General features: G+C 55.0%; 24 protein-coding genes and 1 tRNA gene. 17 read left to right on the top strand and 8 right to left on the bottom strand.

From position 1 onward, the window contains the following. From IQ254_RS16480 to IQ254_RS16465, 4 genes are all read left to right on the top strand, one after another. The coding region (locus IQ254_RS16480; RefSeq protein WP_193967252.1) for an ABC transporter ATP-binding protein at positions 1-772 on the top strand (772 nt) is incomplete at its 5' end. Positions 773-778: 6 nt separating this feature from the next. After that, positions 779-2,845: a TrkA family potassium uptake protein gene (locus IQ254_RS16475; RefSeq protein WP_193967251.1), complete on the top strand. Its 2,067-nt coding sequence runs from the start codon at positions 779-781 to the stop codon at positions 2,843-2,845. A 232-nt stretch (positions 2,846-3,077) separates the two neighbouring features. Next, a complete protein-coding gene (locus IQ254_RS16470; RefSeq protein WP_228040797.1) occupies positions 3,078-4,730 on the top strand; it encodes a S8 family serine peptidase in 1,653 nt (550 codons plus the stop codon). A 26-nt stretch (positions 4,731-4,756) separates the two neighbouring features. Beyond that, on the top strand, positions 4,757-5,476 hold the full coding sequence (locus IQ254_RS16465; protein ID WP_193967250.1) for an Mbeg1-like protein: 720 nt from the start codon (positions 4,757-4,759) through the stop codon (positions 5,474-5,476). Positions 5,477-5,676: 200 nt separating this feature from the next. Here the strand turns inward: IQ254_RS16465 and IQ254_RS16460 are convergent, their stop codons facing one another. Then, entirely contained in the window at positions 5,677-7,047 is a 1,371-nt protein-coding gene (locus IQ254_RS16460) for a diguanylate cyclase (RefSeq protein ID WP_193967249.1), read from the bottom strand. Positions 7,048-7,804: 757 nt separating this feature from the next. Here IQ254_RS16460 and IQ254_RS16455 point away from each other — a divergent pair. The 6 genes from IQ254_RS16455 to IQ254_RS16430 all read left to right on the top strand — a co-directional run bounded on the left by IQ254_RS16455 (position 7,805) and on the right by IQ254_RS16430 (position 13,730). Then, on the top strand, positions 7,805-10,135 hold the full coding sequence (locus IQ254_RS16455) for a response regulator (RefSeq protein ID WP_193967248.1): 2,331 nt from the start codon (positions 7,805-7,807) through the stop codon (positions 10,133-10,135). Next, entirely contained in the window at positions 10,129-10,506 is a 378-nt protein-coding gene (locus tag IQ254_RS16450; RefSeq protein ID WP_193967247.1) for a response regulator, read from the top strand. The genes IQ254_RS16455 and IQ254_RS16450 overlap by 7 nt, the downstream gene beginning before the upstream one ends. A 296-nt stretch (positions 10,507-10,802) precedes the next feature. Continuing rightward, positions 10,803-11,075 carry a hypothetical protein gene (locus IQ254_RS16445; RefSeq protein ID WP_193967246.1) on the top strand — a complete coding sequence of 91 codons (273 nt, stop codon included), beginning with the start codon at positions 10,803-10,805 and terminating at the stop codon, positions 11,073-11,075. A 181-nt stretch (positions 11,076-11,256) separates the two neighbouring features. Next, positions 11,257-12,318, top strand: a complete 1,062-nt coding sequence (locus tag IQ254_RS16440) for an EAL domain-containing protein (protein ID WP_193967245.1) — start codon at positions 11,257-11,259, stop codon at positions 12,316-12,318. A 102-nt stretch (positions 12,319-12,420) separates the two neighbouring features. Then, a complete protein-coding gene (locus IQ254_RS16435) occupies positions 12,421-13,377 on the top strand; it encodes an SUMF1/EgtB/PvdO family nonheme iron enzyme (RefSeq protein ID WP_228040796.1) in 957 nt (318 codons plus the stop codon). A gap of 110 nt (positions 13,378-13,487) precedes the next feature. Next, entirely contained in the window at positions 13,488-13,730 is a 243-nt protein-coding gene (locus IQ254_RS16430) for a hypothetical protein (RefSeq protein ID WP_193967244.1), read from the top strand. A 46-nt stretch (positions 13,731-13,776) separates the two neighbouring features. Here the strand turns inward: IQ254_RS16430 and xseB are convergent, their stop codons facing one another. The 3 genes from xseB to IQ254_RS16415 form a co-directional block, all read right to left on the bottom strand. Next, positions 13,777-14,001 (bottom strand): exodeoxyribonuclease VII small subunit, encoded by a 225-nt coding sequence (gene xseB / locus IQ254_RS16425; RefSeq protein ID WP_193967243.1) that lies wholly within the window; start codon positions 13,999-14,001, stop codon positions 13,777-13,779. Positions 14,002-14,084: 83 nt separating this feature from the next. Beyond that, on the bottom strand, positions 14,085-15,317 hold the full coding sequence (gene xseA / locus IQ254_RS16420) for an exodeoxyribonuclease VII large subunit (RefSeq protein ID WP_193967242.1): 1,233 nt from the start codon (positions 15,315-15,317) through the stop codon (positions 14,085-14,087). 132 nt (positions 15,318-15,449) lie between these two features. Further along, on the bottom strand, positions 15,450-16,871 hold the full coding sequence (locus IQ254_RS16415; protein ID WP_193967241.1) for an LCP family protein: 1,422 nt from the start codon (positions 16,869-16,871) through the stop codon (positions 15,450-15,452). A 509-nt stretch (positions 16,872-17,380) separates the two neighbouring features. On the opposite strand from IQ254_RS16415, the gene IQ254_RS16410 reads away from it, so the two are divergent. The 3 genes from IQ254_RS16410 to IQ254_RS16400 all read left to right on the top strand — a co-directional run bounded on the left by IQ254_RS16410 (position 17,381) and on the right by IQ254_RS16400 (position 19,816). Next, positions 17,381-18,442 (top strand): mannose-1-phosphate guanylyltransferase, encoded by a 1,062-nt coding sequence (locus IQ254_RS16410; protein ID WP_193967240.1) that lies wholly within the window; start codon positions 17,381-17,383, stop codon positions 18,440-18,442. Between the two features lie 122 nt (positions 18,443-18,564). Next, on the top strand, positions 18,565-19,401 hold the full coding sequence (locus IQ254_RS16405; RefSeq protein WP_193967239.1) for a hypothetical protein: 837 nt from the start codon (positions 18,565-18,567) through the stop codon (positions 19,399-19,401). A 268-nt stretch (positions 19,402-19,669) separates the two neighbouring features. After that, positions 19,670-19,816: a hypothetical protein gene (locus IQ254_RS16400; RefSeq protein ID WP_193967238.1), complete on the top strand. Its 147-nt coding sequence runs from the start codon at positions 19,670-19,672 to the stop codon at positions 19,814-19,816. Positions 19,817-19,830: 14 nt separating this feature from the next. Here the strand turns inward: IQ254_RS16400 and IQ254_RS16395 are convergent, their stop codons facing one another. Next, the gene (locus tag IQ254_RS16395) at positions 19,831-21,834 is read right to left on the bottom strand and encodes an FAD-dependent oxidoreductase (protein ID WP_228040795.1); all 2,004 of its coding nucleotides are present in this window, start codon (positions 21,832-21,834) and stop codon (positions 19,831-19,833) included. Positions 21,835-22,081: 247 nt separating this feature from the next. On the opposite strand from IQ254_RS16395, the gene IQ254_RS16390 reads away from it, so the two are divergent. The 4 genes from IQ254_RS16390 to IQ254_RS16375 all read left to right on the top strand — a co-directional run bounded on the left by IQ254_RS16390 (position 22,082) and on the right by IQ254_RS16375 (position 25,089). Further along, positions 22,082-22,531 (top strand): PPC domain-containing protein, encoded by a 450-nt coding sequence (locus IQ254_RS16390; RefSeq protein ID WP_193967237.1) that lies wholly within the window; start codon positions 22,082-22,084, stop codon positions 22,529-22,531. Positions 22,532-22,615: 84 nt separating this feature from the next. Next, positions 22,616-22,688, top strand: a tRNA-Phe gene (locus IQ254_RS16385). A 186-nt stretch (positions 22,689-22,874) separates the two neighbouring features. Continuing rightward, positions 22,875-24,074, top strand: coding sequence for a DUF3596 domain-containing protein (locus IQ254_RS16380; protein ID WP_193967236.1), 1,200 nt, complete (start codon positions 22,875-22,877; stop codon positions 24,072-24,074). Between the two features lie 628 nt (positions 24,075-24,702). Next, on the top strand, positions 24,703-25,089 hold the full coding sequence (locus IQ254_RS16375; protein ID WP_193967235.1) for a hypothetical protein: 387 nt from the start codon (positions 24,703-24,705) through the stop codon (positions 25,087-25,089). A gap of 393 nt (positions 25,090-25,482) precedes the next feature. Here the strand turns inward: IQ254_RS16375 and IQ254_RS16370 are convergent, their stop codons facing one another. The 3 genes from IQ254_RS16370 to IQ254_RS16360 all read right to left on the bottom strand — a co-directional run. After that, on the bottom strand, positions 25,483-25,884 hold the full coding sequence (locus IQ254_RS16370; RefSeq protein WP_193967234.1) for a hypothetical protein: 402 nt from the start codon (positions 25,882-25,884) through the stop codon (positions 25,483-25,485). Between the two features lie 7 nt (positions 25,885-25,891). After that, a complete protein-coding gene (locus tag IQ254_RS16365; protein ID WP_193967233.1) occupies positions 25,892-26,401 on the bottom strand; it encodes a hypothetical protein in 510 nt (169 codons plus the stop codon). A gap of 11 nt (positions 26,402-26,412) precedes the next feature. Beyond that, positions 26,413-26,744: hypothetical protein (locus IQ254_RS16360; RefSeq protein ID WP_193967232.1), on the bottom strand; the 332-nt coding region annotated here is incomplete at its 5' end.

Here is a 26,744-nt window from a genome sequence, read left to right as displayed (position 1 = left end):
CATCTCCCCCGCTCCCTATGCCCTCACCGCCTCCCCTGCCAGGGCCTCCGAGATTCGCTTCGACCAGGTCACCTTTGGCTACAAAGCTGACGAAGCGGTGATCAAAGACCTCACCTTCACCATTCGCCCCGGTGAGAAGGTGGCGCTGGTCGGGCCTACGGGGGCGGGTAAGAGTTCTATCATTCGCCTGCTCTGTCGCCTCTACGACATTAACCAGGGAGCCATTTTGCTGGATGGGATTGATATTCGTGCCTTGCCCCAGGCGGAGTTGCGGCGGCGCATGGCGGTGGTGTTGCAGGATGGATTTTTGTTTGCTGGGGATGTGAAGGGCAATATCACCCTGGGGGAGGCGTATCCGATTGAGGCGGTGGTAGAAGCCGCGAAAAAGACCAATATTCATGAGCTGATTGAAGCGTTGCCCCAGGGCTATGACACTGAGTTGCGGGAGCGGGGTACCAATCTCTCGGGCGGGCAAAAACAGCTGTTGGCCTTTGCCCGTGCGGCCATCCGCGACCCGGGTATTTTGGTGCTGGATGAGGCGACGGCTAACCTCGATGTCGGCACCGAGGCGATGATTCAAGACGCCCTGGAGCGATTGCTGGAGGGGCGCACGGCGATTATCATTGCTCACCGGCTGTCCACCATTCGCAACGTCGATCGCATTTTGGTGCTCAAACATGGGGAGCTGGTCGAGCAGGGCAGCCACGACGAACTACTGGCCAAAGAGGGATTGTATTCGAGCTTATATCGGTTGCAGCGGCTGGGGGTTTAGCGCTCGATGGTAGACACTGCCCCCCAGCCCGATCGCCCCGAGGCTCCACCCGCCAACGATGGATTTTTGGTCTGTGGGTTGGGCAGCCTGGGCCAACACTGTGTCACCCATTTGAAGAGCTTTGGGGTGCCGGTGAATGCCATTAACGACCGACTGCCCGACCAGTGGGAAGTGCCCCAGCTGCGATCGCAGATCGACCATCTCGAAATTGGCGACTGTCGTCTGGCGGAGGTGCTAGAACGGGCGGGCATTCGCCAGTGTCGGGCGGTGCTCTTGGTCACCCAGGATGAGCGGGTCAATCTGGAGGCGGCGCTGACTGCACGGGTGCTCAACCCCAGGGTGCGGCTGGTCATGCGATCGGACAAACAAAACCTCAACGAGTTGATGGGGCAGCAGTTGCAAAATTTTGTCGCCTTTGAGCCGACGCAGCTGGCGGCACCGGCCTTTGCCCTCGGGGCCTACGGCGAAGAACTGATCGGCTACTTTACCCTCGATGACCATCGTTTTCAGGTGGTCAAGCAGCAGCTGCAGCCGGGGCATGCCTGGTGCGATCGCCGCCAGCTGCACGAACTCGATACCAGCCACCGCCGAGTACTGTGCCATTTTCCCCTTCGTCCGGAGGAGCTAACGGCGGAGTCTAATCCATCCGATTTGTTTTACACCTGGCAGCCCGATACCCTGCTGCACCAGGGCGACGAGATTGTGGTAATCGAATGCGATGCCCACCTGTTAGCCCTGACCAAAGAGGTGTCTCAGCCATCACGACGGGGGCTATTCAAGCGGCTCAGTCAGACCATCATGCAACTGCGCGATTGGCCCACTCTCAGGCGCAACGTGCTGGCGCTGTGGCAAACGGGGCCAGAGCAACAGCTGCGCCGGGTGGCGATTATCTGCGGCGTCACGGTAGTGGCGCTGTGCCTGATCGGCACCCTGCTTCTCGACCTCAACTCGCCCCAAGACATTCCGCCGTTTCAAGCGTTTTTATATACCTTTATCACCCTGTTCGGCGGCTACGGCGATGTCTATAACGCCCTAGAAAATTTTAGCAACCCGCGTCTGCTTCAGCTATTTGGCATGGTGCTGACGGTGGCTGGGGCCGCCTTTGTGGGGGTGCTCTACGCCCTGCTTACCGAAAAACTGCTCACCCTGCGGTTTGAGTTTATGGAGCGCCGCCCCCCGGTGCCCGAAAAAGACCATGTCGTGGTGATCTGGCTGGGGCGGGTGGGGCGTCAGGTCTTGACCCTGCTGCACGATCTCAACCAGCCCGTGGTAGGTATTTCGCCCCACGCCCTCGATGCCGATGTATTGCCCAAAATTCCGCTGTTAACGGGCGATATCAGTGCGGCTCTAGACAGGGCCTACCTGACCACCGCCAAAAGCGTCATCGCCGTCAGCGAAGATGAAATTCAAAACCTGGAGGTGGGGCTTTTGGCCCACCGACTCAACCCTCACTGCCGCGCCATTATTCGCACCTACGACCAGCAGTTTACCGATCGCGTGGCCCAGATCTTTCCCTTTGCCCAGGTGCTGTGCGCTTCGGCGATTTCTGCCGAAGCGTTTGCCGGGGTTGCCTTTGGGGAACACGTGATTGGTCTCTTTCGCCTCTACGAGCAAACCATCCTGGTGACCCAGTACACCATCGAAACCGGCGATACCCTCAAAGATTTGCTGCTGTCTGACATTGCCTATGGCTACGGGGTTGTGCCCCTCTGGCACCAGCGGCCAGACCAGCCTGGCAACGTTATGCCCTCGGATGATAGTCGTCTCCATATCGGCGATCGCCTGGTGGTGCTAGCCACCATTGGCGGTCTGCGTCGCATTGAGCAGGGACAACTCGCCCCCCGTACCTGGCATATTCACCTCGAAAAAGCGCTGACCGCCAATGCCCTATTCGACGGCGCCGCCGAAATCGCCCGCATTTCGGGTTACCGTCTGGGCAATGCCCGGGAGTTTATGACTCAGCTCCCCAGTACCCTGCCCCAGCCCCTCTATCGCCATCAGGCCATGCGTCTGGCCCGGCGGCTCAATCGCTCCCAGGTTACCGCTCAGATTCTGCCACCGGCCGATACCTAGGAGGACTAAATCAAATTTAGCTTAGAATGCCGGGTTTCGACTTCGCTCAACCCTCTGCCCAGTAACGGATCGAGCATTGAGCGGAGTCAAAATGTGGCTTACAGATAAGCAGACCTGCTTACTGACCGCCGAGGATGATTTCTGAAGAAAAGTAGCTATCTCAGCGTTTTCAATGCCAAGGGCAAGGCCTTTGCGATAGAGTTTGCCAAGGATAATTGCAGCAGGTAAGACTATGGCTAAACGGGTCAGCAGCATGGCACAAGACCAAAGGCTATTATCCTTGCTCAAAACCTTTCTCTGGCTAGGCGGTGTGGGCAGCCTGGTTCCTCTCGCATTGCCCGGGCTCGCTCTCTCAGAATCGGTGGGCCCCCAGGGCATCGATGCTCGCCGTCTGCACGCTGCTCCCTACGGTTTGACCGGTGAAAAAATCGCCATCGGCCAGGTAGAAATTGGTCGCCCTAGCCAGTTTGGCATCGATAAGGTCGCCCCGGTGACCCTGCCGGTGAACGTGCGGCGGGTGCTGCTGCTCGACAGCTGGGCCCTGGCCAACGAGTATGTCGATGGCCATGCCGCCAATGTTGCCAGCGTTATGATCAGCCAGGATAAGCTGCACACTGGCGTCGCCCCCGAGGCGCTGCTGTACTCTGGGGCGGTGGGGCCGTTAGCCGAGGGCACCGCCCAGCCCGAAGAATGTTTGGCATCCCAGGCGGTAGCGCTGCAAAACGGTGGCGATGTGCGCGCCATTAACTTTAGCTTTGGCGAGCCCCTGGGCCGCGACCCCCGCCCCAACCCGGTGCTCGACGGCAATGCCCTACTGACCCAATGTATCGACTGGTCGGCGCGAGTGCACAGCACGCTTTACGTGATTGCGGGCAATCAGGGGCGAGGCGGCATTCCCATTCCTACCGACAATTTCAATGGCATTAACGTAGCCTACTCCCGCCAGGTCAACGGTGAGTTCAACAAGATCGACTACTCTAACCTGGGCAGTGAGCCTGCGGCGGCGACCCAGCAAGGTGCCGCTGTCGAGTCTAACGTTGGTCCTCGGCGATCGATTAGCCTGGTGGCCCCCGGTAGCAATATTGAGCTGATTGACCCCGATGGCCAGGTGCGGGTTTCGAGTGGTACCAGCTTTGCCTCACCCCATGTAACGGGCACCATTGCCCTGATGCAGCAGTTGGTCGATCGCCAGTTTCGGGCAGGCGCGCCCAACTGGCCACTGGAGGGCCGTCAGCCTATGGTGATGAAAGCAGTGCTGCTAAACTCCGCCGATAAGGTCAAAGACGCGGGCGATGGCCTGCGCCTGGGCATGAGCCGCACCCTAGTGGATGATGCCAATCAATCGTGGTTAGAGTCTGATGCCTACCGCGATCGCGCTATTCCTCTGCACAAAGACCTGGGCACTGGCCACCTCAACGCCTACCGGGCCTATCAGCAGCTTTTGCCCGGTGCCTTTGGCCCCGATCAGCCCATCCCTGCGATCGGCTGGAATTACAGCACCCTACAGCCACCCGGCACGGCTACAGCCAGTCAAGACTACGTGTTTGAAGCACCCCTGCAGGGAGGGAGCTTCATTGCCGCCACCCTCACCTGGGAACGATTGGTGGAGCTGGTTGACGCCAATCAGAACGATCGCTACGACCTGGGTGAAGTGTTTGCCGATCAGGGCCTCAACAACCTCGATGTGTACCTGATGCCCGCAGACGAAGACGACATCGCCAATAGTCTGTGGTCATCGGTCAGTGAGGTCGACAGCGTCGAACACATTTTTTATCAAATTCCGGAAACCGGACGGTACAAACTGAGAGTTATCTATGGGCAGCAGGCCCACAGTGCCCCTACCCAGCCCTATGCCCTAGCCTGGTGGTCAGTCCCTGCGCCCTAGATGTCGTTCTTGCTCAGGAGTAACCCATGGTAAATTACGCCACTGCCCTCAAATGTGTGCGCCTGTGCCAGGAGAGCTACCGCGACTTCAGCGACTTGCGATTTTCAGACTACCCCGACGTTAAGCCGATTTTCATCGAAAGCCAGGATAATGGCTTTACCGACACCCAGGTGGCCATTCTCAATCAGCTCACCAGCGATGAGCTCTATGTTGTCTTTCGCGGTTCCGACAAATCCATCGACTGGATCAACAATTTTCAGATGCGTCAGCAAATTTACCCCTACGGCGATGGCAATAACGAGGTGCAGTTTCATCTCGGCTTTATGACCGCCTACTTCGCCGTGCGCAAGGGGGTACTGGCGGCTATGGATAAATTTACGGGGCAAACGGTCATCGTCACGGGGCACAGCCTGGGAGGGGCCCTGGCCACCATTGCCGCCCTGGATATTCAATACAACCTGGGCCAAACCCGCAACCTCAACTTTGAGGTTTACACCTTTGGCGCTCCCCGCGTTGGCAATGCCGCCATGGTCCAGTCCTACAATGGTCGTATCCCCAACAGCTATCGGTTTGTCAACGGCTGGGATATTGTCACCCGTGTGCCCCGCACCTGGCAGGGCTATGAGCATGTGGACGAACAGATTCAGATTGGCTCTCGCCTGACCTGGCAAGTCATCAGCCGTCGCTTCAGCGACCATTCTATTAGTGAATACGTGGCTTCGGTAGAAGCCGCAGCCCAGGAATAAAGCGGCTCTGCCGCCAAGAGAGAGGCAGAGCCTCGGGAGGACATTCCCAGGCAGAGCCTGGGAACGAGGGAACCTTCAGGAACTCATGCTAGCTGCCCCGAGGCACTGGACTCGCGCCCCAGGCCAGCTATTAACTACAGTCGGCTAAAAATATGTCATTAATGTGACGGTCGAGACCACCCCAGTCCAGATCCTTAGAATTAGATCATTTCTGCACAGTTAGTGTTACCGCCCCTAGCCTTGGCCCGGTATAGGGCCCGATCGGCGGCTTCCACTAGGTCTTGAAGCCGTTGATCCTCCTGGGGCAGGGTGCAGGCAATGCCCAAACTCAAGCGCACTTGCTCACACTCAGCCCTGGGCGTATCGGCCAGCTGTAAACCACGGATGGCCGTTTGAATGGTCTTGGCGATTTGGAGGGCTCCCCCCATTGGGGTATTTGGCAGCACAATGCCAAACTCTTCACCCCCATAACGCGCCACCAGATCGGCAGGTCGCCGCACCACCGATTGAATAGCTTGAGCCACGGCCCGCAAACAGCGATCGCCCACACTGTGGCCGCAGAGATCGTTGAACCGCTTAAACTTGTCAATGTCTCCAATCAATAGCGACAGGGGCTGTCGTTCTCGGGCCAGGCGTTGCCATTCGGCCTGCAAGTAGGCGTCAAAGCGGTACCGATTGGCCACCTGGGTCAGACTATCGGTGGTCGCTAGGAGATACATCTCCTGCTTGACAGATTCCAGGGTGGCCAAGTGCTCTTTGGTATCGCTAATATCGCGCAAGCTGGTCACGATCCCATCCCGCAGTCGGGTGGCAACGATCTCAACCCAGTGCTCGGTGTCTCCGTAACGACACAGCAGTTCTTGCCGAATGGTCTCATTGTTGTCGACCACTTGAACGCATAGATCAAACAAGTCGCAGTCGACAAAATGGGCGGTTTGTTCGCGCATTGTCTGGCCGGTCGTAGCTGTCGTGCCGCGATTGATTAAGCGGGTAAAGGCTGAGTTGGCCACCTGGGGAATAAAGTCAGTAATCTGGCCCTGCCGATTGCGCACCGTCTGAAAGGCCCCGACCCCATCCACTAAGCTATCCATGACATCCATGAGCAGCGTGTAGGCTGCCTGCAGTTCCTGATTTCTGCGCTGATACTGCTCGGTAATGCGCTCAAAGGTTTGGCGCTGTTGCTTGAGGGTTAACTGATATTTAATGCGGGCTAACACCTCTTCTATGCTGAAGGGTTTGGCGATATAGTCGTTGGCTCCCAAGTCAAAGGCTCTGACTTTATCGGGCCCGTCTTCAAGCACGCTCAGAATAATGATCGGCACCGCAGCGGTTTGAGCATTTTGCCTCAGGCGTTGACAGACTTCATAGCCATCCATGTAGGGCATGCGAATATCTAGGAGAATTAAATCGGGGCAGCTGGCCTGAACTCCGGTCAGCGCCATCTGCCCACTGCGGGCGCAGCGCACCTCATAGCCCTCTGCGGTTAGAGCCCGCAACAGTAGCTCTAGGTTGTTGGGGGTATCGTCAACAACAAGAATCGTCTCCTTGAGCTGGGTTGCCGGGGTAATCATTGTCGTGTCGATTAACCTAAAAACTAAGCAAAACTGCTTGAGACCAATATCTAGACCAGATCTTAGGCGGCTGGTGTGCTCTGACTCAGCAATGTATGCAGAATACTTCAGTCTACCCAGGAGCGATCGCCCCTGCCAGGCACTAACGGCAGGGTAGACGGGAACTATGGTTCTACGCGTATCGCCGAAACCATGACCAGATCAGCGCCACCAGAGACGATTCAGTCAATTCTCGTAGTCCGTCAGATGCCGCCGCCGCTGCTTCAGTTAAAAGGCTCTGGTGATACCAGTATGTTTCCGTAGACATTAGTCGTTGTTAAGGAGCTAGCCTGCCTATATTGTGGGATATGCGGTGCAATATGAGGGCCTGGTAGGGCCAAACCGAGAGTAGTCAGAAAGCGGAACTTAGGGGGTTCCAGCTCGATACCTATCCAGAATCTTACGGCGGCAGATCCAACGGGTCGAGCTCGCTTCCTTGAATCGGCCTTTTTTGAGACGAAATACACTTAGACAAGCCTCAAACCCCATTATATTTCCTATCTTCTAACCCAACTTTATCCAAGGCTATAAGCAGCTCCTTAGCCCCTCACGGCTTTAGACAATCACTACAACCTACCTGGTAGCACCCGTTAACTTTGGCAATGTGACTGACTGACATTCAGGTGAAATGGCTGAAACCTTCATCCATAATACGTAAAACGAGGTAAACCAAACGTAGCTTTACTAATTATGGCGTAAATGATCCGGCAATCCCGCAATGAAAATCCTTTTGATTGAAGACGACGAAATTTTGGTAGCCCAACTGACCAACTATCTAGTGTCTCAAAATTATATAGTCGAGTCAGTGAGCAATGGTCAGTTAGTCAGTGACTATGTTCAGGCTACCAATTACGATCTAGTTTTACTCGATCTGCGCCTGCCAGGAGAAGATGGTATTTCCCTCTGTCGTCAACTGCGGCAGGGGGGCTATGGCGGAGCCATATTGCTGCAGACGGTTGAAGCCGATAGTGACTACAAAGTGGCCGGTCTCGATGCGGGCGCCGATGACTACATCGTTAAACCGTTTTCGTTAGAAGAGTTATCAGCCCGCATCAGAGCGCTCCTGCGTCGCCCCCAAGGGATCACCGACCCGATTCTGCAGTGGGGAAAACTACAGCTCGATCCCAGCCTCTGTCAGGTGTCCTATGGCGATCGCCCGATTACGCTGTCTCCGAAGGAATACAACCTGCTGGAATTGTTCATGCGTAATCCGCAGCGGGTGTTTAACAACGCCATGCTGCTGGAGCGCATATGGGGGTTTGACGAAACCCCGGGAGAAGAAACAGTTCGCACCCACATTAAGCGGCTGCGTCAAAAGCTGAAGCAGGCTGGAGCCGATGCGGTGATCGAAAACATCTACGGGATGGGGTATCGCCTGAAAGCCCCAAAAGCTCAGCCTCAAAACGCGGCGATCGCCCCCCCTCCCAATGCGGCCCAGGCGGCCAGGCAGTTTGCGACTAAGGCCATCAGTCAATTTCAAGACATCATTTTTGCCCGGCTGGCGATATTAGATCAGGCGGCGACAGCCCCTATTCTCTCTGACGAACTGCGGCTTCAAGCGCAGCAGGCTGCCCACAAGCTGGCCGGGGCGCTGGGCATGTTCGGCTTATCCGATGGCTCTACCTATAGCCGCCAGGTAGAAACCAGCCTGCACCCCACTGCCGATCAGCCAGACCGGCAACAGATGGGTACCCTGGTCGCTCAAATTCACCAGGTTTTAGAACAGGTCTTACCCGACACCCCAACCTTTGATCGCGACCTGGCGGGGCTGGGCCCCGCCCCGCCAGAGGGGCAGGTGTCAACGTCTGGCGATCGCCCTCGGCCAGCCAGCCAGCTTTTAGTCGTTTCTACCAATAGGGTCTGGATCGGGGAGGTAGAAAGATTAGCCTCAGCGTCGCTGGAAATAGTATTCAGGGAATCTATTGCCCAGGCCCAGGCCCAACTTTCGGCCTGTTCACCCAAGGCCATTCTGCTCGATACGGCCACGCTGGAGCCCCAGATAGCAACCCTAGTACCCTTGGGCCAATGGGTAGAAAACCACCCCAATATTCCGGTTCTGGTCATCACCCGTTCCGATAGTTTTGAGGAACGGCTGCAAATTTCTCGCTATCTTACCTGCACGTTCTTACCCTGCACCCTAGAGATTGAGCAGGTTTTGGCGATCGTGCAAGACACCCTCCAACGGCGCCACCTATCTACCGCGCATCTGCTGGCGGTAGACGATGATCCAATTGTTCTCCAAAGATTAGAGCAGCAACTGCCCCGGTGGGGCATTCACGTTACCACCCTAGAAGACCCCCGGCGGCTCTGGAAAACCCTGCTAGACTTGAGCCCAGATGTATTGCTGCTGGATGTGGACATGCCCCACCTAGATGGGATCCAGCTCTGTCATATTATCCGCAGTGATAGTCGCTGGATGGAATTGCCAATTTTATTTCTCACGGCCTGTCAAGAAACCAACACGATTCAACGTATTTTCGCAGTAGGGGGCGATGACTATCTTCCCAAACCTTTTACAGAACCTGAATTGGTCACTCGCATTTTCAATCGTCTGGAGCGGCGCCAAAACCCTCGCGGCGCCTCTTCCCTAGGGGATAGACTGCCTAGTCTGTTAGCAGAACATGCAGCCCTAGCGGCCCTAGAGCGCGATCTGGTGTTAGCCCAACAGTATCAGCAACCCTATTGCCTGGGTATGATTACCTGGGGCTTAACCGCCTCAGTCGATGGTTCGGCACCGTCGGCACACCGCCATCCTGTACTTCACGAGGTAGTCCATTCCATTAAAGCCAACCTCCGCCGTGCAGATATAGTTACACAGTTTCATCCAGGGACGATCACAGTAGGGCTCTATGGGGTAGGCGAACAGGCCGCCCATAGGCGGTTCCAGCATCTCTTGCAACCGCTAAGCCAAAATAGCTGGGGTCAAAATGGTGCCGCTATAGAGTTTTGGTACCATTTGGTCACCGCCCCAGAGGATGGCACAACGGTGCTTACCCTAAGGCAAACCCTGATGGAACGTCTCCCCGTAGGGTTTAAAGAACCATGGTAAAAGCCAAGTGCATCTTAATTATTGACGATGAGCCTGACATTCGAGAGATTGCGAAGGTCAGTCTGCAATTTACCAAGCAATGGAAGGTCTTAACGGCATCCAGCGGGTTAGAAGGCATTGACATAGCCGTGGCCCAACAACCAAATCTCATTCTGCTAGATCTAGCGATGCCTGAGATCGACGGCCTAACCACCCTAAAACAACTACGCAGCAACTTGGCTACGCAAAACATTCCGGTATTGCTCTTAACCGCCACAGCTAAGATTGCCCAACGAACTGAGTATGGCGAGTTAGGTGCTCAGGGCATTTTGCTAAAGCCCTTTGATCCTGGCACCCTAGGCGACCAAATCGAAGCTATCCTTTGCTCTTAGTCAGCTTAGAGGGTTTCAGTTATAGTCATCGCCATGAAGGTTAGGACGTTTCCCTAGATAACCTACCAGCGATGGCTATACGCCAGCTCGCTGCCCCAGTTTTTGCGGTTGGCGATTGTCTATGTCCTAAGCGAACTGGCCAACGCGCCTCAAGTGGCCAGCAGGGTTCTTTAGCGGTGGCCACAAAAGCATCTGGTGGCTACAGATAACACTGTCACAGAGATGTCACATTCAGCTTGTAGGTTTTAGTTAACCCTGATTGATTGTCGCTATCCTTCTTTGGCAAGGATTGATTCATGCTTCCCATTCTCGTTCCGGAGTCGTCTGTCTTACGCTTTAAGTATTGGGATGAAGTTGTTCGAGAAGGAATTTTTTTCCAAAATAACTTCTATACCTCTATCCAGCGGTTTGGTGCCGACAAACGCTCAATCGCTTTTGATAGGGGCTGTGAAATTGCAGACCAAGGTTTTAAGATTTGCATAACAGTATCGGAGTCAGGCTACGTGGTGTGGCAGGAACTACGTGCCCTAGCTCACAATGGCTCTTTGCTTCAGACCGTTGAATCGTGATTATCTCTATGCCGCTGGTGATTCCCACTATGGTAGCGGGGGATGTCATTGCTTGGCAGTGCGCAATAGCATCTACCCCAACGGTGTATTGGGCTGATAGCCCTGGAGGCATGGCTCTGCTAACGCTATAGATGCCCGACACCACCGTTGAATTTAGCCTCTCTACCCATTTTCTAATATTATGAGCCAAGATCTAAAAGAAGACATCTATCTTGATTATCCATCGAGCCATTTTTTAGATACCTCAGACATTATTTGCCATGAATTGCGCACTCCCCTCACGGCAATTCAAGGAGTTCTCAAGCTCTTAAAATATCAACAATTTGGTACTCTTTCGGAAGAGGGTCAGCATCTTCTAGATATGGCGGAGAGAAACGCCACACGACTGACTCGGCTAGCTAATTCTATTGATCACCAAAACAGCTCCATAGGGGCCTTAATATCAGTGGCAGAAATAGAGACGCTTAAATTAGAAAATGATTTATTTTCAGGGTTTAATCAACAGGAGTTTTTTCTGCATTACCAGCCGATTATTTCCACGGCAGAAAATCATCAGATTATTGGCTTTGAAGCCCTAGCTCGATGGCAGCACCCCTCTAAGGGGCTAATTTCTCCGACTATTTTTATTCCCCTGGCTGAGCGGGTTGGTCTCATCCAGCAGCTGGGTCTCTATTGGCTACAGCAGGCATGTGAGCAACTCAAGTACTGGCAGCAAGAGTTTCCATCAGACTGCCCCCTGACGATGAATGTCAATCTTTCAACAGCGCAGCTATCTAGTCATGACTTTAGCCATCAGGTAGAGAAGATAATTCACGCGACGGGGATAGCTCCGCATACCCTAAAGTTGGAAGTTACTGAAAGTGCCCTAATTGAAAACCAGGATATTGCCCTTGAAACGTTTATTGACCTACAGCGAATCGGGGTACAGATCTATGTAGATGATTTTGGCACTGGCTATTCTTCTCTATCTCGCTTACAAGATCTACCGTTTGACGCCCTCAAGATCGATCAGTCTTTTATTCGTAGCCAAAATTGGACAATCAGCGAGGCTATCTTGCTTTTGGCTTCTCGACTGGGGCTTGATGTTGTAGCTGAAGGCATTGAGACGCCGAAAGAACTCTACAAACTTACCAGCTTGGGCTGTGAGAAAATGCAGGGGTATTTGTTCTCTAAGCCCCTGACTAGCCAAGAGGCGGGTCAACTGTTGGAAGGCGATGCTAGAATCTCTTTTTTCCTGCAATAGTTAGGTTCTGCAAGGAGGTCGCCAGGTTTAATGTAGATAATCAAAGTTTTTCCATATGATTCCGACCAGCGGGAGGAGTCTCAGCCCCTAGCGGAGAGAGCGATGTCTAGCTCCACTCGACGTGATAGAGCGCCGCTTACCGATGGCTCCCTACTGATTATCCTGGGCGCAGTCATAATGCTGGGGGTCAGTTGTGCAGCTAAGTTGCCTGCCTCCTTCTTATCTCCCGCTACTGCCGAGGCGCGTTGTCGATCGCAGCCGGGTTTTATCTGGGTTGAAGCCGGCGCGTTTCAGGCGGGCAGCGACGAGCAAGAGCGCCACTACGGCTATCAAATTTCGGCGGCAGTCTTAGGGTCAACCCCAACGGCGGTGGCCGATGCCGAAACCCAGCTGCGATCGCGCGGCTGGTTTGATCGAGAAGCTCCCTCCACAACTGTGACGCTGCCGGGGTTCTGTATGGCTCAGAACCTGGTGACCCAGGCCGACTATCAGCAGTTTGTCGCGGCGACAGGGCATCGAGCCCCGGGCATTTCGGCGGCTGACTATCAGCGCCAGGGCTTTTTGGTGCATCCCTACACTGAGGTAGAGCCCTATCTCTGGGTCGACAATCACCCCCCCGTCAACCGACAAGATCACCCGGTGGTGCTGGTGTCCTACGACGATGCGATCGCCTATGCCCAATGGCAAGGGCAGCAGGACGGCGTCACCTACCGCTTACCTACGGCCTTGGAATGGGAAAAAGCGGCCCGAGGCACTGACGGAGATTACTTTGCCTGGGGTAGTCAATGGCGTGACGATGCCACCAACTGGGCCAGCAGCGGCTTGGCTGGTACCAGCCCTGTGGGCGACTTTCCCCTCAGTCGCAGCCCTTACGGTATCGACGACATGGCGGGCAATGTGTTTGAATTTACCAGCACTCCGGCCGCAGGGGAGAGCGCCGCCGTGATGAAAGGCTGCTCCTGGGATGACCTGCCAGGCTTTTGCCGTGCCGCCTACAGCCACACTCGTCCGCGCCAATCGCGCCACATTTTGTTTGGCTTTCGTCTGGTCTTGCGGTAGTTCTTAAGCGCTACACCAAGATTTCTCAGGAGATTCTCAGTTAATAGCTAGCTACTGTGGCGATGATTGATACGATCACAGTCTAGTAGCTGTTCACGGAGGAACCAATTATGCGTGTTCATTATCTCGGAGCCCTAGCGATCGCAGGTTTAATTGCTACAGGTACGGTTGCTTGTGGTGGCGGTGCCACCCCCGATGCAGGTTCTAGTGAGCAGGTTGATCCCTGTGCCGCTGCCGACCCCTGTGCTGCTGCCGATCCCTGTGCCGCCGCTGACCCCTGTGCCGGGGATCCCTGTGCCGGGGATCCCTGTGCCGGGGATCCCTGTGCCGCTGACCCCTGCGCTGGTAGCTAAGACCCGGAGCTAGCCATCGTTAAACACTTTGCCCTGGCGATTGGGATCACTCGTCGGCCAGGGTTTCAATCAACAAATCTACCTGCTGCTGTTTTTCATGTAGGTAGATTTCACAGGTTTGGAGCGCCTGTACCGCCTGTTCAAATTGGGCTAACACCGTTGCTAGGGGTAAGTTACCCGCTTCGAGATCGGCGATGATGCCTTCTACATTGGCAACGGTGTTTTCGTAGCTCCAGTTTTCGGCAGCGGCAGGATTCGTTTTTTTAGGCATGGGGCTTCTAGCAGGAGGGGAAATTAAGGTTAAGGGTAAAGGCCTGTGCACCTTACCTGGGGGCAACAGCAAGGGGATAGGGGTCACTCCGGCGGAGGATGAACATGGGTAACCTGGACAGTGAGGTGCCCCTGGGCCAATTGAATTTGGAGGGTTTGACCAGGGCTGGTGTTAGCGGCCTGGGTGACCAGCTGACCTGCTGAGTCGCGCACGAGGGCATAGCCGCGCCGAACCACTGCATCGGGGTCAAGGGTCATGAGGTGGCTGCGTAATGCCTGGGTGCGATCGCTGGCCTGCCTCAATTCTACCTGCACGCCCTGGGTCAGCCGACGCTTGAGCTGGGTTAGGTGGGCAACCTGCTGCTGCATCCGTTGGTCAAGGCGTACTCGCAACAGTCGTTGGCTCAGGCGCTGGACGTCGTCTTGGGCATTTAACAGGTGCTCAGCTACCAGGGTTTTGACTAGGGAGGCCCGCTGGCGATGGGCGTCGAGTAAGTCGGCTAGGGCCGGCACAGCGGCGACAGCGGCCGCAGTGGGGGTATGGGCACATAGATCGGCGGCTAAATCTGCCAGGGACTCGTCACGCTGGTGGCCAATGCCCGTCACCACCGGAATGGGACAGTTGGCCACCGCCCGCACTACTCGCTCGTCATCAAAGCAGGCCAAATCTTCGCTGGCGCCGCCGCCGCGGGCCACAATCACGACCTCGGCGCGGCCATCGGCCACGACGCGCTCAATCGCTGCCACAATAGAATCTGGAGCTGTGTCGCCTTGCACGGTGGCAGGCGAAAAGAGAATGTGCAAGCCCGGATGGTGCTGCCGCAGCGATCGCTGGATATCACCCCAGGCCGCAGCTTGGGGTGACGACACGACTGCCAGGGTTTGGGGAAGCCCAGGCAGGGGGCGTTTAAACTCGGCATCAAACAGCCCCTCCGCCGCCAGCCGCTGGCGCAGCTGGCGGTAACGCAACGCCTTCAGCCCATCACCGCTGGGTAGCGCTTGCCAGACCGATAGCTGATAGCTGCTGCGCTGGGGATAGACCTTGACCGTACCCAAGACGATCACCTGGTCGCCCAAGGCGGGCTTAGTGGTAAGACGAGCCTGCTGACTACGCCAGACAACACAGCTGATGGCAGCTCCCGTATCGGGGTCAGTCAGCGTAAAAAATAGCCCCTTGGGATGGTTGTTAGCGCTCGACACCTCGCCGACCACCCAAACCTGGGCCAGGGTAGGGTCGTCTTCTAGTACCGCTTTGATGTAGTCAACCAAGCCGCCAACGCTGAGGGCTGGGAGCGCAGTAGAGTCAAGGGATGTCATGGTGGGTCTTGCCGGATCAGTCTCAGGGTGGGCCAAGATAGCAGGCAGCAACCGGCCCAGCCAAGGGATACGTGACGATGGAGCCCCATCATAGCCCCAACGGTAGTCTTGAGCCGTAGCTAAATGACGCCACTACTGATCTAGCGCGGGCTGGGTAACGCGATCGGCCCAGTCTTGCCCCACCCGAATGGTGATATCTGAGTTGAGATCCCCCGTTGACTCCGATACGGCCTGTCCAACCCCTAGCAGCGACTCTAGAACCCGGGCGCTGTCTATATCACCCCGCTGGGCCACTACCTCGGTACGGGCTATGGAGGTGGGCCAATCGTCGATGGTATAGACGTTTTTAAACCCGTTCTCACGTAGGTAGCTAGCCACAGCGGCGGCCTGATCAGGAGTATCAGAGGCATTTTGTACCGCCACAGACATATCAGCCACGAAACGTCCCTGGGAGCTATCGGCGTAGAGCCCTACCCCCTCTGCCTCAAAGAAATTTTGCATGATGGTGGCAGAGTCATCCCAATTAGGCAGCCAGTAGCTGGCGGTAAACTCGGCTGGGGTGCTAAACCGACCGGGCAACATCACCATTTGTAGCTGGTTAGGCTCAATCTCTAGGCCAAAGTTAGCGATCGCCAGCATTTCTTCGAGGGTGAGGTTGGTGTCAACATAGCGCTGCAGTACCCGAATTGCCTGGGGTAGTTTGGGAATCACTGTAGGGTTGGTCAGTCGCTCTCGCAGGGCTTTGAGGAGTATTTGCTGGCGCTGTACCCGACCAATATCACCGCTCTCCTTGCGGAAGCGAGCAAACTGCTCAGCCTGATCGCCATTTAGGGTTTGCCAACCGGGGTAAAGGTCAATGTATAGGTCTTGGGTGCGATCGGTGTACTCCATCCGTCGAGGCACGTTGACCTCGATGCCGTCTACCAGGTCGACCAGCTCGCGAAAAGCCGCCGTATTGATCCGCACGTAGCGATCGATCTGAACATTACCCAGGTTGTAGCCAAGGGTCTGGGCTACCAGTTCAGGCCCTCCTAACACATTGGCCTGGTTGACTTTATCCATGCCAAAGCCAGGAATTTGCACCCGCGTATCGCGGGGAATTGACATCACGTTCAGGGTGCCAGCCTCAGCGTCAACCCTTACCAGCAGCAGGGTATCGGTGCGGCCTGCAAACACAGCGTCAGAGTTGGGCATGGCCTCGGGCACCTGATCAATACCCATCACCAAGATGTTGATCGGGCGCGTCACCTGATACCGAAACCCCGCTTTCCACAGGTCACCCAGGCTGGCCGGAGGACTTGGCTGGCTACCCAAAAAGTTAGGCAAAGGAACGGTTAGCGCCACCATGGCCCCTACCACTGCCGCCGTGACCGCAGTACTGACAAATAGACCGCTCCACAGGATGAGATGGATGGCTCGTCGTCCCCCCCCGGGCCGACCCTCGGCGACATCGGCATTGGCGAGCCCAGAATCTGCGGCGACTGCAGATTGCTCGGGCTCAACAGGGGCAACTTCTTGGTCTTTAAGATCAACATCTTGCAAAGGGGCTGTCATGGATACCTGTTTCTTAGCTGCTGCGCTTTACTACCATATCCCCTGGCATAACTCACTTGTGTAGCCTGAGTGTAAACTTCGGCCAGGGGCCAAATACTACAAGCGAGATTTCTAAAGTTCCCGACTGGGGAGATCAGCACTGTCTCTGTAAACCCCATGAGAACTTCGCAGCAGGTTGATGTGTTAATCAATATTAAGCGATTTTTGCGTTGCCATCTCCTCCTAAGGGCTAGGATCAGGCCACTTTGTCCATTGGACTAGGATCAGGCTGTGGGGGTGCCTAATCAGGCTCTTAGAGTATTCCACCTAAAAAAACATCCCGATCAGGAACGCGAACTCGGCTCACTGGGCCGGTCGCGGAGAGACACCGGATAGGTATTTAGTTGGAACACTCTTAGATTGCTTGGGCCACTCACCCTATCTGAACCTATTGTTTAGATCTTTGTCATTAGAGTTAGATCTTTGAGCGAGAGAGTATTTTCTTCTTTGACTATTTATCGAGTATTTCTATGACTGTGCTGATTCCTATTATTTTGGCTGGAGGCAAGGGTGAGCGGTTTTGGCCGGTTAGCCGCCTAGATCGTCCTAAACAGTTTTTATGTCTCGACGGTGGCGATCGCAGCCTGATTCAGGCCACTGCCGACCGACTACTGCCCCTGGCCCAAGGCTGGGAAAATCTATGGGTAATTACTGCCGCTCACCTGGCCGATCGGGTGCGGGAACAACTGCCTCATCTGCCCGAGGCTAACCTGCTGGTGGAACCGCTGGGGCGCGACACGGCCCCAGCCGTAGCCTGGGCCACCCTGGAAGTCGCCCATCGCTATGGTGACGATGCTCTGGTGGGGTTTTTCCCGGCGGACCACTGGATTGCCGACGAGACTGCCTTTAACCAAACTGTGGTATCTGCCGGGCAGTTGGCCGCTGATCGGGGTGCGATCGCCACCCTAGGCATTGCCCCGACCTATGCCGCTACGGGCTATGGCTATATTGAGCAAGGCAAAGCCGCCGGTACCTATGGCCCGCTCAGCGCCTACACCGTCAGCCGCTTCACCGAAAAACCCGACGCCCCCACCGCCCAAACCTTTATCGACAGCGGGTGCTTTAGCTGGAACAGTGGGATGTTTATTTTCCCGGCGGGGGTCATGATCCACGAGCTTAAAACCCACGCCCCCGAGATGATGCAGGCACTCATGGCTAACGGCGTGGAGGCCTACCCTAGCCTGGCTAAGCTCAGCATCGACTATGCCGTTATGGAGCACACCGATCGCGCCTACGTCATGCCTGTCACCTTTGGCTGGGATGACCTGGGAGACTGGAACGCCGTAGAGCGGCTGCTGAAACAACCCGATGCCCAGAATGTTGACCTGGCTAACCACGTTGCCCTAGACACCGAGGGCAGTATTGTCTATGCTGCCGATCCCGACGAAGTTGTAGTTACCATTGGCCTCGAAAATCTCGTGATCGTACGCGACGGCAATGCCACGCTAGTGGTGCACAAAGACCGCACCCAAGACATCAAAGCTGTCGTTAAGCAACTCGGTGCCGAAGGTCGCTTCAGACATCTTCTCTGAGGTTCTGAGCCCCGATATCGCAGCAAATGTTCCACCTGGGGCAACGGTTGATATAATTTCGAGATCAGCCGTTTATTCCTGCGCTACGCACGGATTACCGTGGCGATTGGCAGCTTTGAGTTATGCATCCAACCGTTGACGATATTGGTTTCCAGGCCCGTCAAGGCAGCGTAGCTGCCATCATTCAAATTTTGAATGAGCATTTCGCTGGCGATGGTATTCGGACTCGTGCCGTTCAAGACAGCGGCATTTTACAGCTCCTCGTTGAAGCCTCAACCGCTGCTGACCTGCCGAGGGAAGGCATTGTGGAGCAGGTGCGCGCTGTGCTGGAATCCATCAGTCCAAGGGGCATCAGCCGGGTCAATATCAACAGCCGTATTGTGCAAGAGCAGCAGTTGCTGTGGCTTGACGAAATTAAGCGTGACCCTGAGCGCAGCCTGCTGTGGTCAGAGCCGATTATGCTCAAACGCCCCAACGCAGTGGCTCGCTTATGGCGAGACCTGCGCACCCCCCGCCAGCGCAACCCCTTTTTAGATGATGTTTACTCAAAAAAGCCGCCATCAAACCGCCGTGCCTTTTGGCGCGGCCTAATTGGCGGCGCGAGTCTGGCGTTGCTGCTGCTACTGGTGGGCTGGGCAACCAAAGACTGGTTGGGGATTGATCTGGGTGCGCGATCGCAGAACGCCAACGTTGAGACAGCTCCGCCCTCGGCCACCTCGGCCGGGCAAGACCCTTTCGTCCTGGCGGTGCGCATTGCCCAGCAGTCGGTAGAAGATGGGCAATCGGCTACGACTGCTGCCGCTTGGCTCGATCTGGCGGTGCGATGGCAACGGGCATCCGATCTTATGGCCGAAATCCCTCCTGAAGACGATCGCTACTCCGTGGCCCAAGACCGAGTACAGGCCTACGCCGCCAATAAGGCTATGGCCCTCCAAGAAGCCGAAAAACTTCAAAAATAGTTGAATACTTAACCCTCAATATAAGCTGCTTTATTTAGATGCTTCAGAACGGGGCATAGTCTTGCTTAGGCCTAGCGCCTAGCAGATTGACAGGGCTGCCGCCGGGCATCGGGTACTCGATCACCTCGGTATCAATGCTCCGCAGTACTGATTTCTAGAGCGCTATGCAAGGTTAAGTCAGTTGCATGCAGCAGGCGCATAATGCCTGAGACAGGGATGGCCCAGGTTTGTTATACCAGAAGGTAATAATAAACCTTGTAATATAACCATGGCTTCTTTGAAATCGATGCAGCCTGATGGTTCGACGCTGCCGTCAGCCACCAATGCCCTAGAAAATCGAGAAGACTTCATCACCTGGGCCGAAGCTGTTAAACAGCAAATGCTAGCCGCGCTACGAAAGCGTCAGCGCAACTAGCGTCAGGCTGAGGGCTACCAACTAGGACGGAGTCCTTGCTGAATTAAAAACTCTTGTAGCGCTGGCATTTGCCCCGTTACTACCACCTGGGCCGGAGTCAGGTCAGCGGGCTTGGCATACCGTAGTAGCCAACCTGCTGTTGCCCCAGCTGCACCGCCAATACTCCATTCGCCGTAGTGCACCCGCGTGACACCATTGACAATGTGGCTGACCGCAACGCTTTTGCCCCCAATCAACACATTGTCGACTCCCTGGGGCACCATCGCCTCTAAAGGAATTTGCAGCGGTCGCACGACAAACTCTTTAATACTGGCCCCGGCGGCTTCGTAGGTGGGGCGCCCATCGAGGTAACGGCAGCCGTGGATGTCGATGTCGTAGTGGGCTAGAGCCACGGCGGTGGGGCTAAAATCACGCCCACCAGTCATGTCTTCCCGCAGGTCGGCCTCTACCGCCATAAAGCTATCTTGGCCGTAGGCGGGACGCCCTAAAATGCGGCGTCCCTCGCGAATGTAGGGCACCATACTCAGGCCCGACTGGGTGGCCAAGGGGGCATCTGGCCCCTTGAGAAACGTTAGCGGTAGTTTGTTGGTAGCCTCGCGTTCAATCAGCCACTCGGCAAACTGCAACGCATGAATTTCGCCGTAGTTAAGCGATTCTGTCGAGAGCCCCCCCAGCCAGTCTTGCTGCTGCCCTGACAGGCGAATATCTTCCTCACCAAACACCAGTGGCGGATCCATAAAATGCCAGTCATTCCCCTTATTCCAGTTCATCAGAGTCATTTCCCCGGGGCGGGTGATATTGATATTCGAGCTACCGGCTTTCTGACTGACAATTCGGCGATAGTTGAACACGCTGCCCATGTTAAAGAAGCCAAACCCCTCTAGATCAAACTGGCGGCGGTGCTCGGCCTTAGTCAAGGCTGGTTCAATTTTTTGCAGGGTTTTTAAGCTTTCGTTTTTGTCGCCCAGGGTAGCCAGCACAAAGGGGTAGGTATAAGCCTGGGTGCAGTCGGGATTGTCGTTAGATGGCGCGTTGACTTCTCCAGTAAAGCCTTGACTGTCAGACCCTAGCCGATGGGGTAGGTTAGCCCAGCCAACGAGCTCTCCAGTGTCGGTGGCATCGATCACGATCATCGATCGATTGGGCGGCGGCTGGAGACGGATGGGAATTTTATTGTAAGTTTCGTCGTCAGACCAGGCATACCACCGCTCTAGCTCTTGAGATAATCGCCCAGTGGGCACGTAGCCTGAGGACAGGGGCACTCGTCGCACGCCATAGACGGCGGTCACATAGCGACCTGAAGCATCAAAGGCCGCTCCCTTGAAGGCGGTAGAGGTCGCCCAGCGGCTGTTGGGCGATTGTCGGGCTGCGTCTCGTAGCCACATTTCTGCCGCAGTGGCCCCAGCACGCGGCGTAAAGCAGAGTTCTCCCACCCAGCAGCTATTGGTTTGAGCTACGGACAGTTGAGCGGGTAGCCCGGTCCAGGAGGGTAGATAGACCGGCTGCTGCTTGATTAGGGCCTTGAAGGCCTCCCAGCTGGGGGAAAAGTTGCGTCGCCACCGCATCGCCCGCGACTCGTCAATCGCGGAGACCCCCTGGGAACTGATCTGTCCTCCCAGCCAAGGGGTCAGCTCGATTAAACAAGTGGTAACTCCAGCCTGCATGGATTGGGAGGCCGCCGCCACCCCCCCCAGGGTGCCGCCGATGACGACCACTTCGCAGGTCCATACTTCTTCAGCCAATGGCAGTGGGTTGAGGTTTGGGCGACCATTGGCAGTTTGAATTTGGCGAATACCGGTGGCTACCTCGGCCCGGTTAACGACCTGCCCCACGGGACGCTGAGTAAACTCGAGGGGTGAGCGCCAGTACTCGCTGGCACCGCGAAAAGCAACCAACAGTAGGGTACTGCTGAGCAATAGCATCATCATTAGGGCTGAGCGACGACGACGAAGCTGCTGCTGTCGGCGCTTAGCCCGGCGCTTTAGCGGCATTGGACGATAGTGGCGGCGCTCCAGCATGGACAAAGACAGAAAACCTGCGTGGGGTCGTCTGTGAGTTTAGCAACGAAACTACAAAACGAAACAACCAAACCCCGCTCTTTCCAAGCTTTTGGGCTATTTATCCCGATTGGACAGGGGAAAAGGCTGACAGAGGCAGGTATGTGTAGACTTTTTTCGTTGACGAAGTGAATCCATAATTTAAGCCATAATGGGCACGACCTTGTGCCTCTAAGCAGGTCTACATATTTCATCCTCTTCAGAATCTATGCAATTTCACCTTCGGCTCCAGCGCGGCCTACTGCTTCCTTTAGCTTTGACCACTCTGACTCTGACATCCCTCCCGGCCCGGGCACAGACTTCGGTATATTCGCCTATTCCCCTACCGGCATCTCGAGAGTTAAATGACATTCTCAGCGATCGCGATATTCCCACTGGGGCTGGGGGCTTTGCCCGCGACTACACGGTTGCGCTAGAGGAGGGTGACCAGGTGGCGATCGACTTGGTCTCCGATGAGTTTGATACTCTGGTTGTACTGATGAATAAGGACGGTGTCGCTGTGGGGGAAAATGACGACGGCCCCGATGGCACGACCAATTCACTGCTGTTTGCTCGCATTAGCGAGTCAGGCACCTATACGGTACGGGTGCGAGCTTACGCAGGTCAGGGAGCTGGAAATTTCTACCTCAAGGTGGCTCGCCTACGCGAAGTACAATAGGCGATCGCAGCAATTTTTTCCATTACCTTGTCAGGGGTGACACCCGCTTGCTATCTTAAGTGAGCGCTGTAATTCGCACCCCTAGCCGGGATAGCTCAGTTGGTAGAGCAGAGGACTGAAAATCCTCGTGTCGGCGGTTCAAGCCCGCCTCCTGGCATTCAACTAAATCAAGCGAAATGCAGGTATCTCAGAGCTTTTAGAGGTTGCCTGCATTTTTCGTTGTCGCTTCTGTTGGAGCTTTTTGGGGGAATTTAGCCCCAAAACTGGTGTAAAATTGGTGTAAGAGTTGTAGCCAAACCAGAACGTCTGATCTAGACTGAGGCATAGCTTTCAGTCACTGGCTATGTACTCCACCAAGCTGCCTTCACGGGCTCGTAAAGGCTCTGTCAAAGTTTTTAGCTCAAATGGCCGGTTGCAGCTAAGGTTTAGCTACGGAGGCAAGCGCCACTACGTCTCCACTGGGTATCCGGATGAGCCTCAATATCGACAAATGGCCGAAATCAAAGCCAAGGAAATCGAAAAGGACATTTTATTTGAGCGGCTTGATCCAAGTGATCTCAGCAAGTACAAACCCAAAGCGCTGGACAAGGGATTTACACCAATTACCTCGCCTACAGTCTCTGAAGTGGCACTTTCAGGCCTGTGGGAACAGTACACAGCCTTTAAGCGCCCCAGTCTATCTCCCAGCACCATTGCTAAAGATTACGCCCGCGTTGCTAACTGCATCGAAAACGATCTCCCAACGCAATCTTTGAACAGGGCCATTGCAATCCGCGACTGGTTAGTCGCTAATAAGCCTCCCAATGCGGCTAAACGCTACCTAACCCAATTCTCCGCCTGTTGCAAGTGGGCTGTAAAATCTCAGCTGATTGAAAACAATCCCTTTGCGGGAATGGCAGCTGATATCAAAATTCCGAAGGCTGAGTCTGAAGAGACTGATATTAATCCTTTTACCCTGGCGGAGCGCGACCTTATCATTGAACAGTTCAAAATGGATCCTAACTATGGCTTCTATGCGAAGTTTATAGAGTTCCTCTTCCTAACGGGTTGCCGCCCGTCAGAAGGTGTCGCCCTGCAGTGGAAACACATTTCACAAGATTGCTGTTCTATTCACTTCAAGCAAGCCGTCGTGATTTCTGAAGATGGTTTAGTCTGCAAGGAAGGACTTAAAACCCAGAAGAGGCGGATATTTCCTGCCAATGCAAAACTGATGGCTCTACTAAAGGAGATTCGACCTGATAACCGTTCAAAAGAGGATAAGGTCTTTCCTTCGCCTCATGGAACCTGGATTGATGTACACAACTTGAGCAACCGTGGATGGAAGGTAGTTCTATCTCAACTGGAGACTATAGAGTATAGAAACCTCTACCAAACACGCCACACCTTCATAACGGCTGCATTGGAAACGCCAATTACTATGCCAGACGGCACAACCCGGTTGTTGGATGCTAAAGACGTGGCAAAACTGGTTGGCAATAGCCCTGAAACGATTTATCGACATTATGCCGGGGCTTCCCGTCACCTTACTGTGCCTGAATTCTAATAGTGTGCCAATTGCGAGGATTTGCGATCACGGTTGCCTGCAACTGTGCTGAATACGGGCTTAATAAAGAGTCTCGCTCCCATGATGCAACCGCCAAACCCTAGTTTAGTAATTGACCTATCTGACCTTCAGCAAGGTCTCCCCGCAATCACCCCCGCTTTTGGTGCGGCTTTAGCTGAGGCAAGCGCGATTTGTTTAACCTATCAGGGGCACAAACCGAGGGCTGTACTCGAAGTTAAAGGAGATTTCGAAGACCGTTATCTGCTGCTATGGTCCGAAGTTACCGAACAGATGCGACGATGCTGGAATGACGAGGAATATACAACGGAGCAAGGAGCTTATGGGATAGCTCTACTCCTTATCCAGCGACTGACAGGTTTCACTGTTATTGAAAGGTCTCGCAGAGGCACTGGGTTTGACTACTGGTTAGGAACACCTTCTGAATCTGGGGACTTACCGTTTCAAAAGTCTGCTCGATTAGAAGTATCTGGCATCCGACGAGGGAGTGCTTCCCAGATTCGTACCGGAGCTACACTGAAGATGGCGCAGGTTAAAACTACCGATAGCCCCGTACCGGCATACGTTGCCGTCATCGAATTTAGTCAACCTCTAGCCTGGGTTGGGAAGTATGAGTAGGGTCCAAGAACTTCATCAACAAGCTATGGATCTGGCAGAGCAAGCCGATCTCAACAAGCTTCGTGGAGACACATCTCAGGCACGGGCGTTTCTCCAGCAGGCTTTGGAGCTAGAGGCTGAAGCGGCTCGCCTTGTCGCCGATGATTTGGAGGCTGAACCCACTCGCTCTGTGCTGCACCGAAGTGCCGCCAGTCTGGCAGTTGAGTGTGGTGAGTTACAGATTGCCGAACGGCTCATTGCCCGTGCCCTGGCTGGTAATTCCCCAGCAGATATTGCCGAAGAGCTGAAAGATTTGTTCATGCAAATTAATCTACGCAATTATCTGGACCGCCAGGGGGTAAAGCTGACGGAAGCACAGTTGCAGTTGCTAGCCCGCTGAAGAATAAAGCGTCGCAATGGAATTTATGTTTTTTGTTTCCGTTGATAACCCAGTAAACTACGCTGATAGGCCTCAATCGCCCGTATATGGGCCTTCGGGTTACCCCGATTCTGCACCCAATCCTTGAGCAGAGCCAGGTTATAGCGCACACAGCGACTATTAATCCTGACCCAATGGACCCCCTCAATCCACTCGCCATTGAGCCGATACTTTTTCAACGTCGAATCACTCAGGCTCAAGCATTCGGAAGCCTGACGCTTATTGACAAAGAGCTGCATCACTTCAACCCCTGACTAAAGTACTGGGACACAATCCCTGGAGGGTGGGTAGAACCTGATTTGAGAATGTTTGTGGATAGAAATGGTTAGAATTAACAGCTAAGACAAAGCTGTCCTAATCCAACTCCATCCCGGGCTGCCGCTGCGGTCTGGGTCTGGACACGGACTGCTGAGCTGATGGCGTCACCCGCACCTGCTGCAACATCTTAATCACTGTGCCCTTGGCATACTGCGTCATGGGCGCAGCCGGTACGCGATTGTGATGGATCTGGTGTTGAATGTACGGACTCTGAAGCAACACCACCGCCACCTCCTTCGGGGTCAACCCCGCCTTGAGGCCCTGGAGTGCGACCGCATCATCCAGCTTGATGGCCGCCCAATCATTGTCCGCAAACCGTTGGTAGAGCCTGGTGTAGTCCAGGTCCTCCTCACCAACCACCTCTCGCGCCAGCGTCAGGTATTGCTGCCGGGCTTGGTGTCCTGCCTCAGTTTCCGGAGTTTTAGGGGTCAGTTCCATCGTTGTCCTACTTGGCTGGAGAGGTGGTTAACCCAGCAAACATCGCATCATCGACACCTACGCCTTCGAGCGAAGCCGGAGTGGCAGATCCACCCGATGGGTGACTCTGAGGCATCGCAATCGCCCCTGACTCCACCAGATTCAACATGGCTGCGGTCACCGCCTGCTGAATCATCTCCTGAAGCTGCTCCTGCTGCGGGGTGTTTTCTGGCTTGGGCGGCTCCACTCCAAAGGTGCTGCTAATCAGCGCCATCTGATGGGCCAACGCCTCCATCGCCTCTCGGGCCAGAACCTGAAGGTCTTCCTCGGTAGATTCGGTACACGCCTGGTAGGCAAACGGTTTCCAGAACGCCGACATCGCATCTAACCCCTTGTGCTTGCCCTCTCGACTCGACATCAGCGGATTGTCGATCAGGTAGCGGAACACTACCCCAATCGCCATCTCCCGATCCGCATTGTAGGCAAACTGGATGCGCTGGCGATCGCTTTTAGTTCCAGTCCCGGCTTTGCGTGGCATGACCGTCTCCTCTAGGTGGCAACTGGCGTCGATGAGCCGATGAGTCCTAAGAATAAACCATAACCATCCGCCATTCGACCGACCAGGGTGGGATTCTGGCTAAATTCGGGCAGAGTACTAACCACCTGGGTTAAGGCGGCATCGGTCCCATCGATAAATTCCACTCGCCCCAGCGAGCGAAGGTCGTCAAAGAAGTCCACCAGCGGCTCGTAAATCATGCGAGAGGCTCCACCACTGATCACCACATCTACCGAATGCTCTGTCATCCGCTTCAGCAGGTTATCGCGCAGATAGGTCATCACAGCTTTGCGGTAGAGGGTTTGAACGGCAGAAACAGCCTCTG

It is taken from the genome of Nodosilinea sp. LEGE 07088 (assembly GCF_015207395.1).
Classification (GTDB): Bacteria; Cyanobacteriota; Cyanobacteriia; order Phormidesmidales; family Phormidesmidaceae; genus Nodosilinea.
This window is presented reverse-complemented; position numbering and strand designations above follow the sequence as displayed.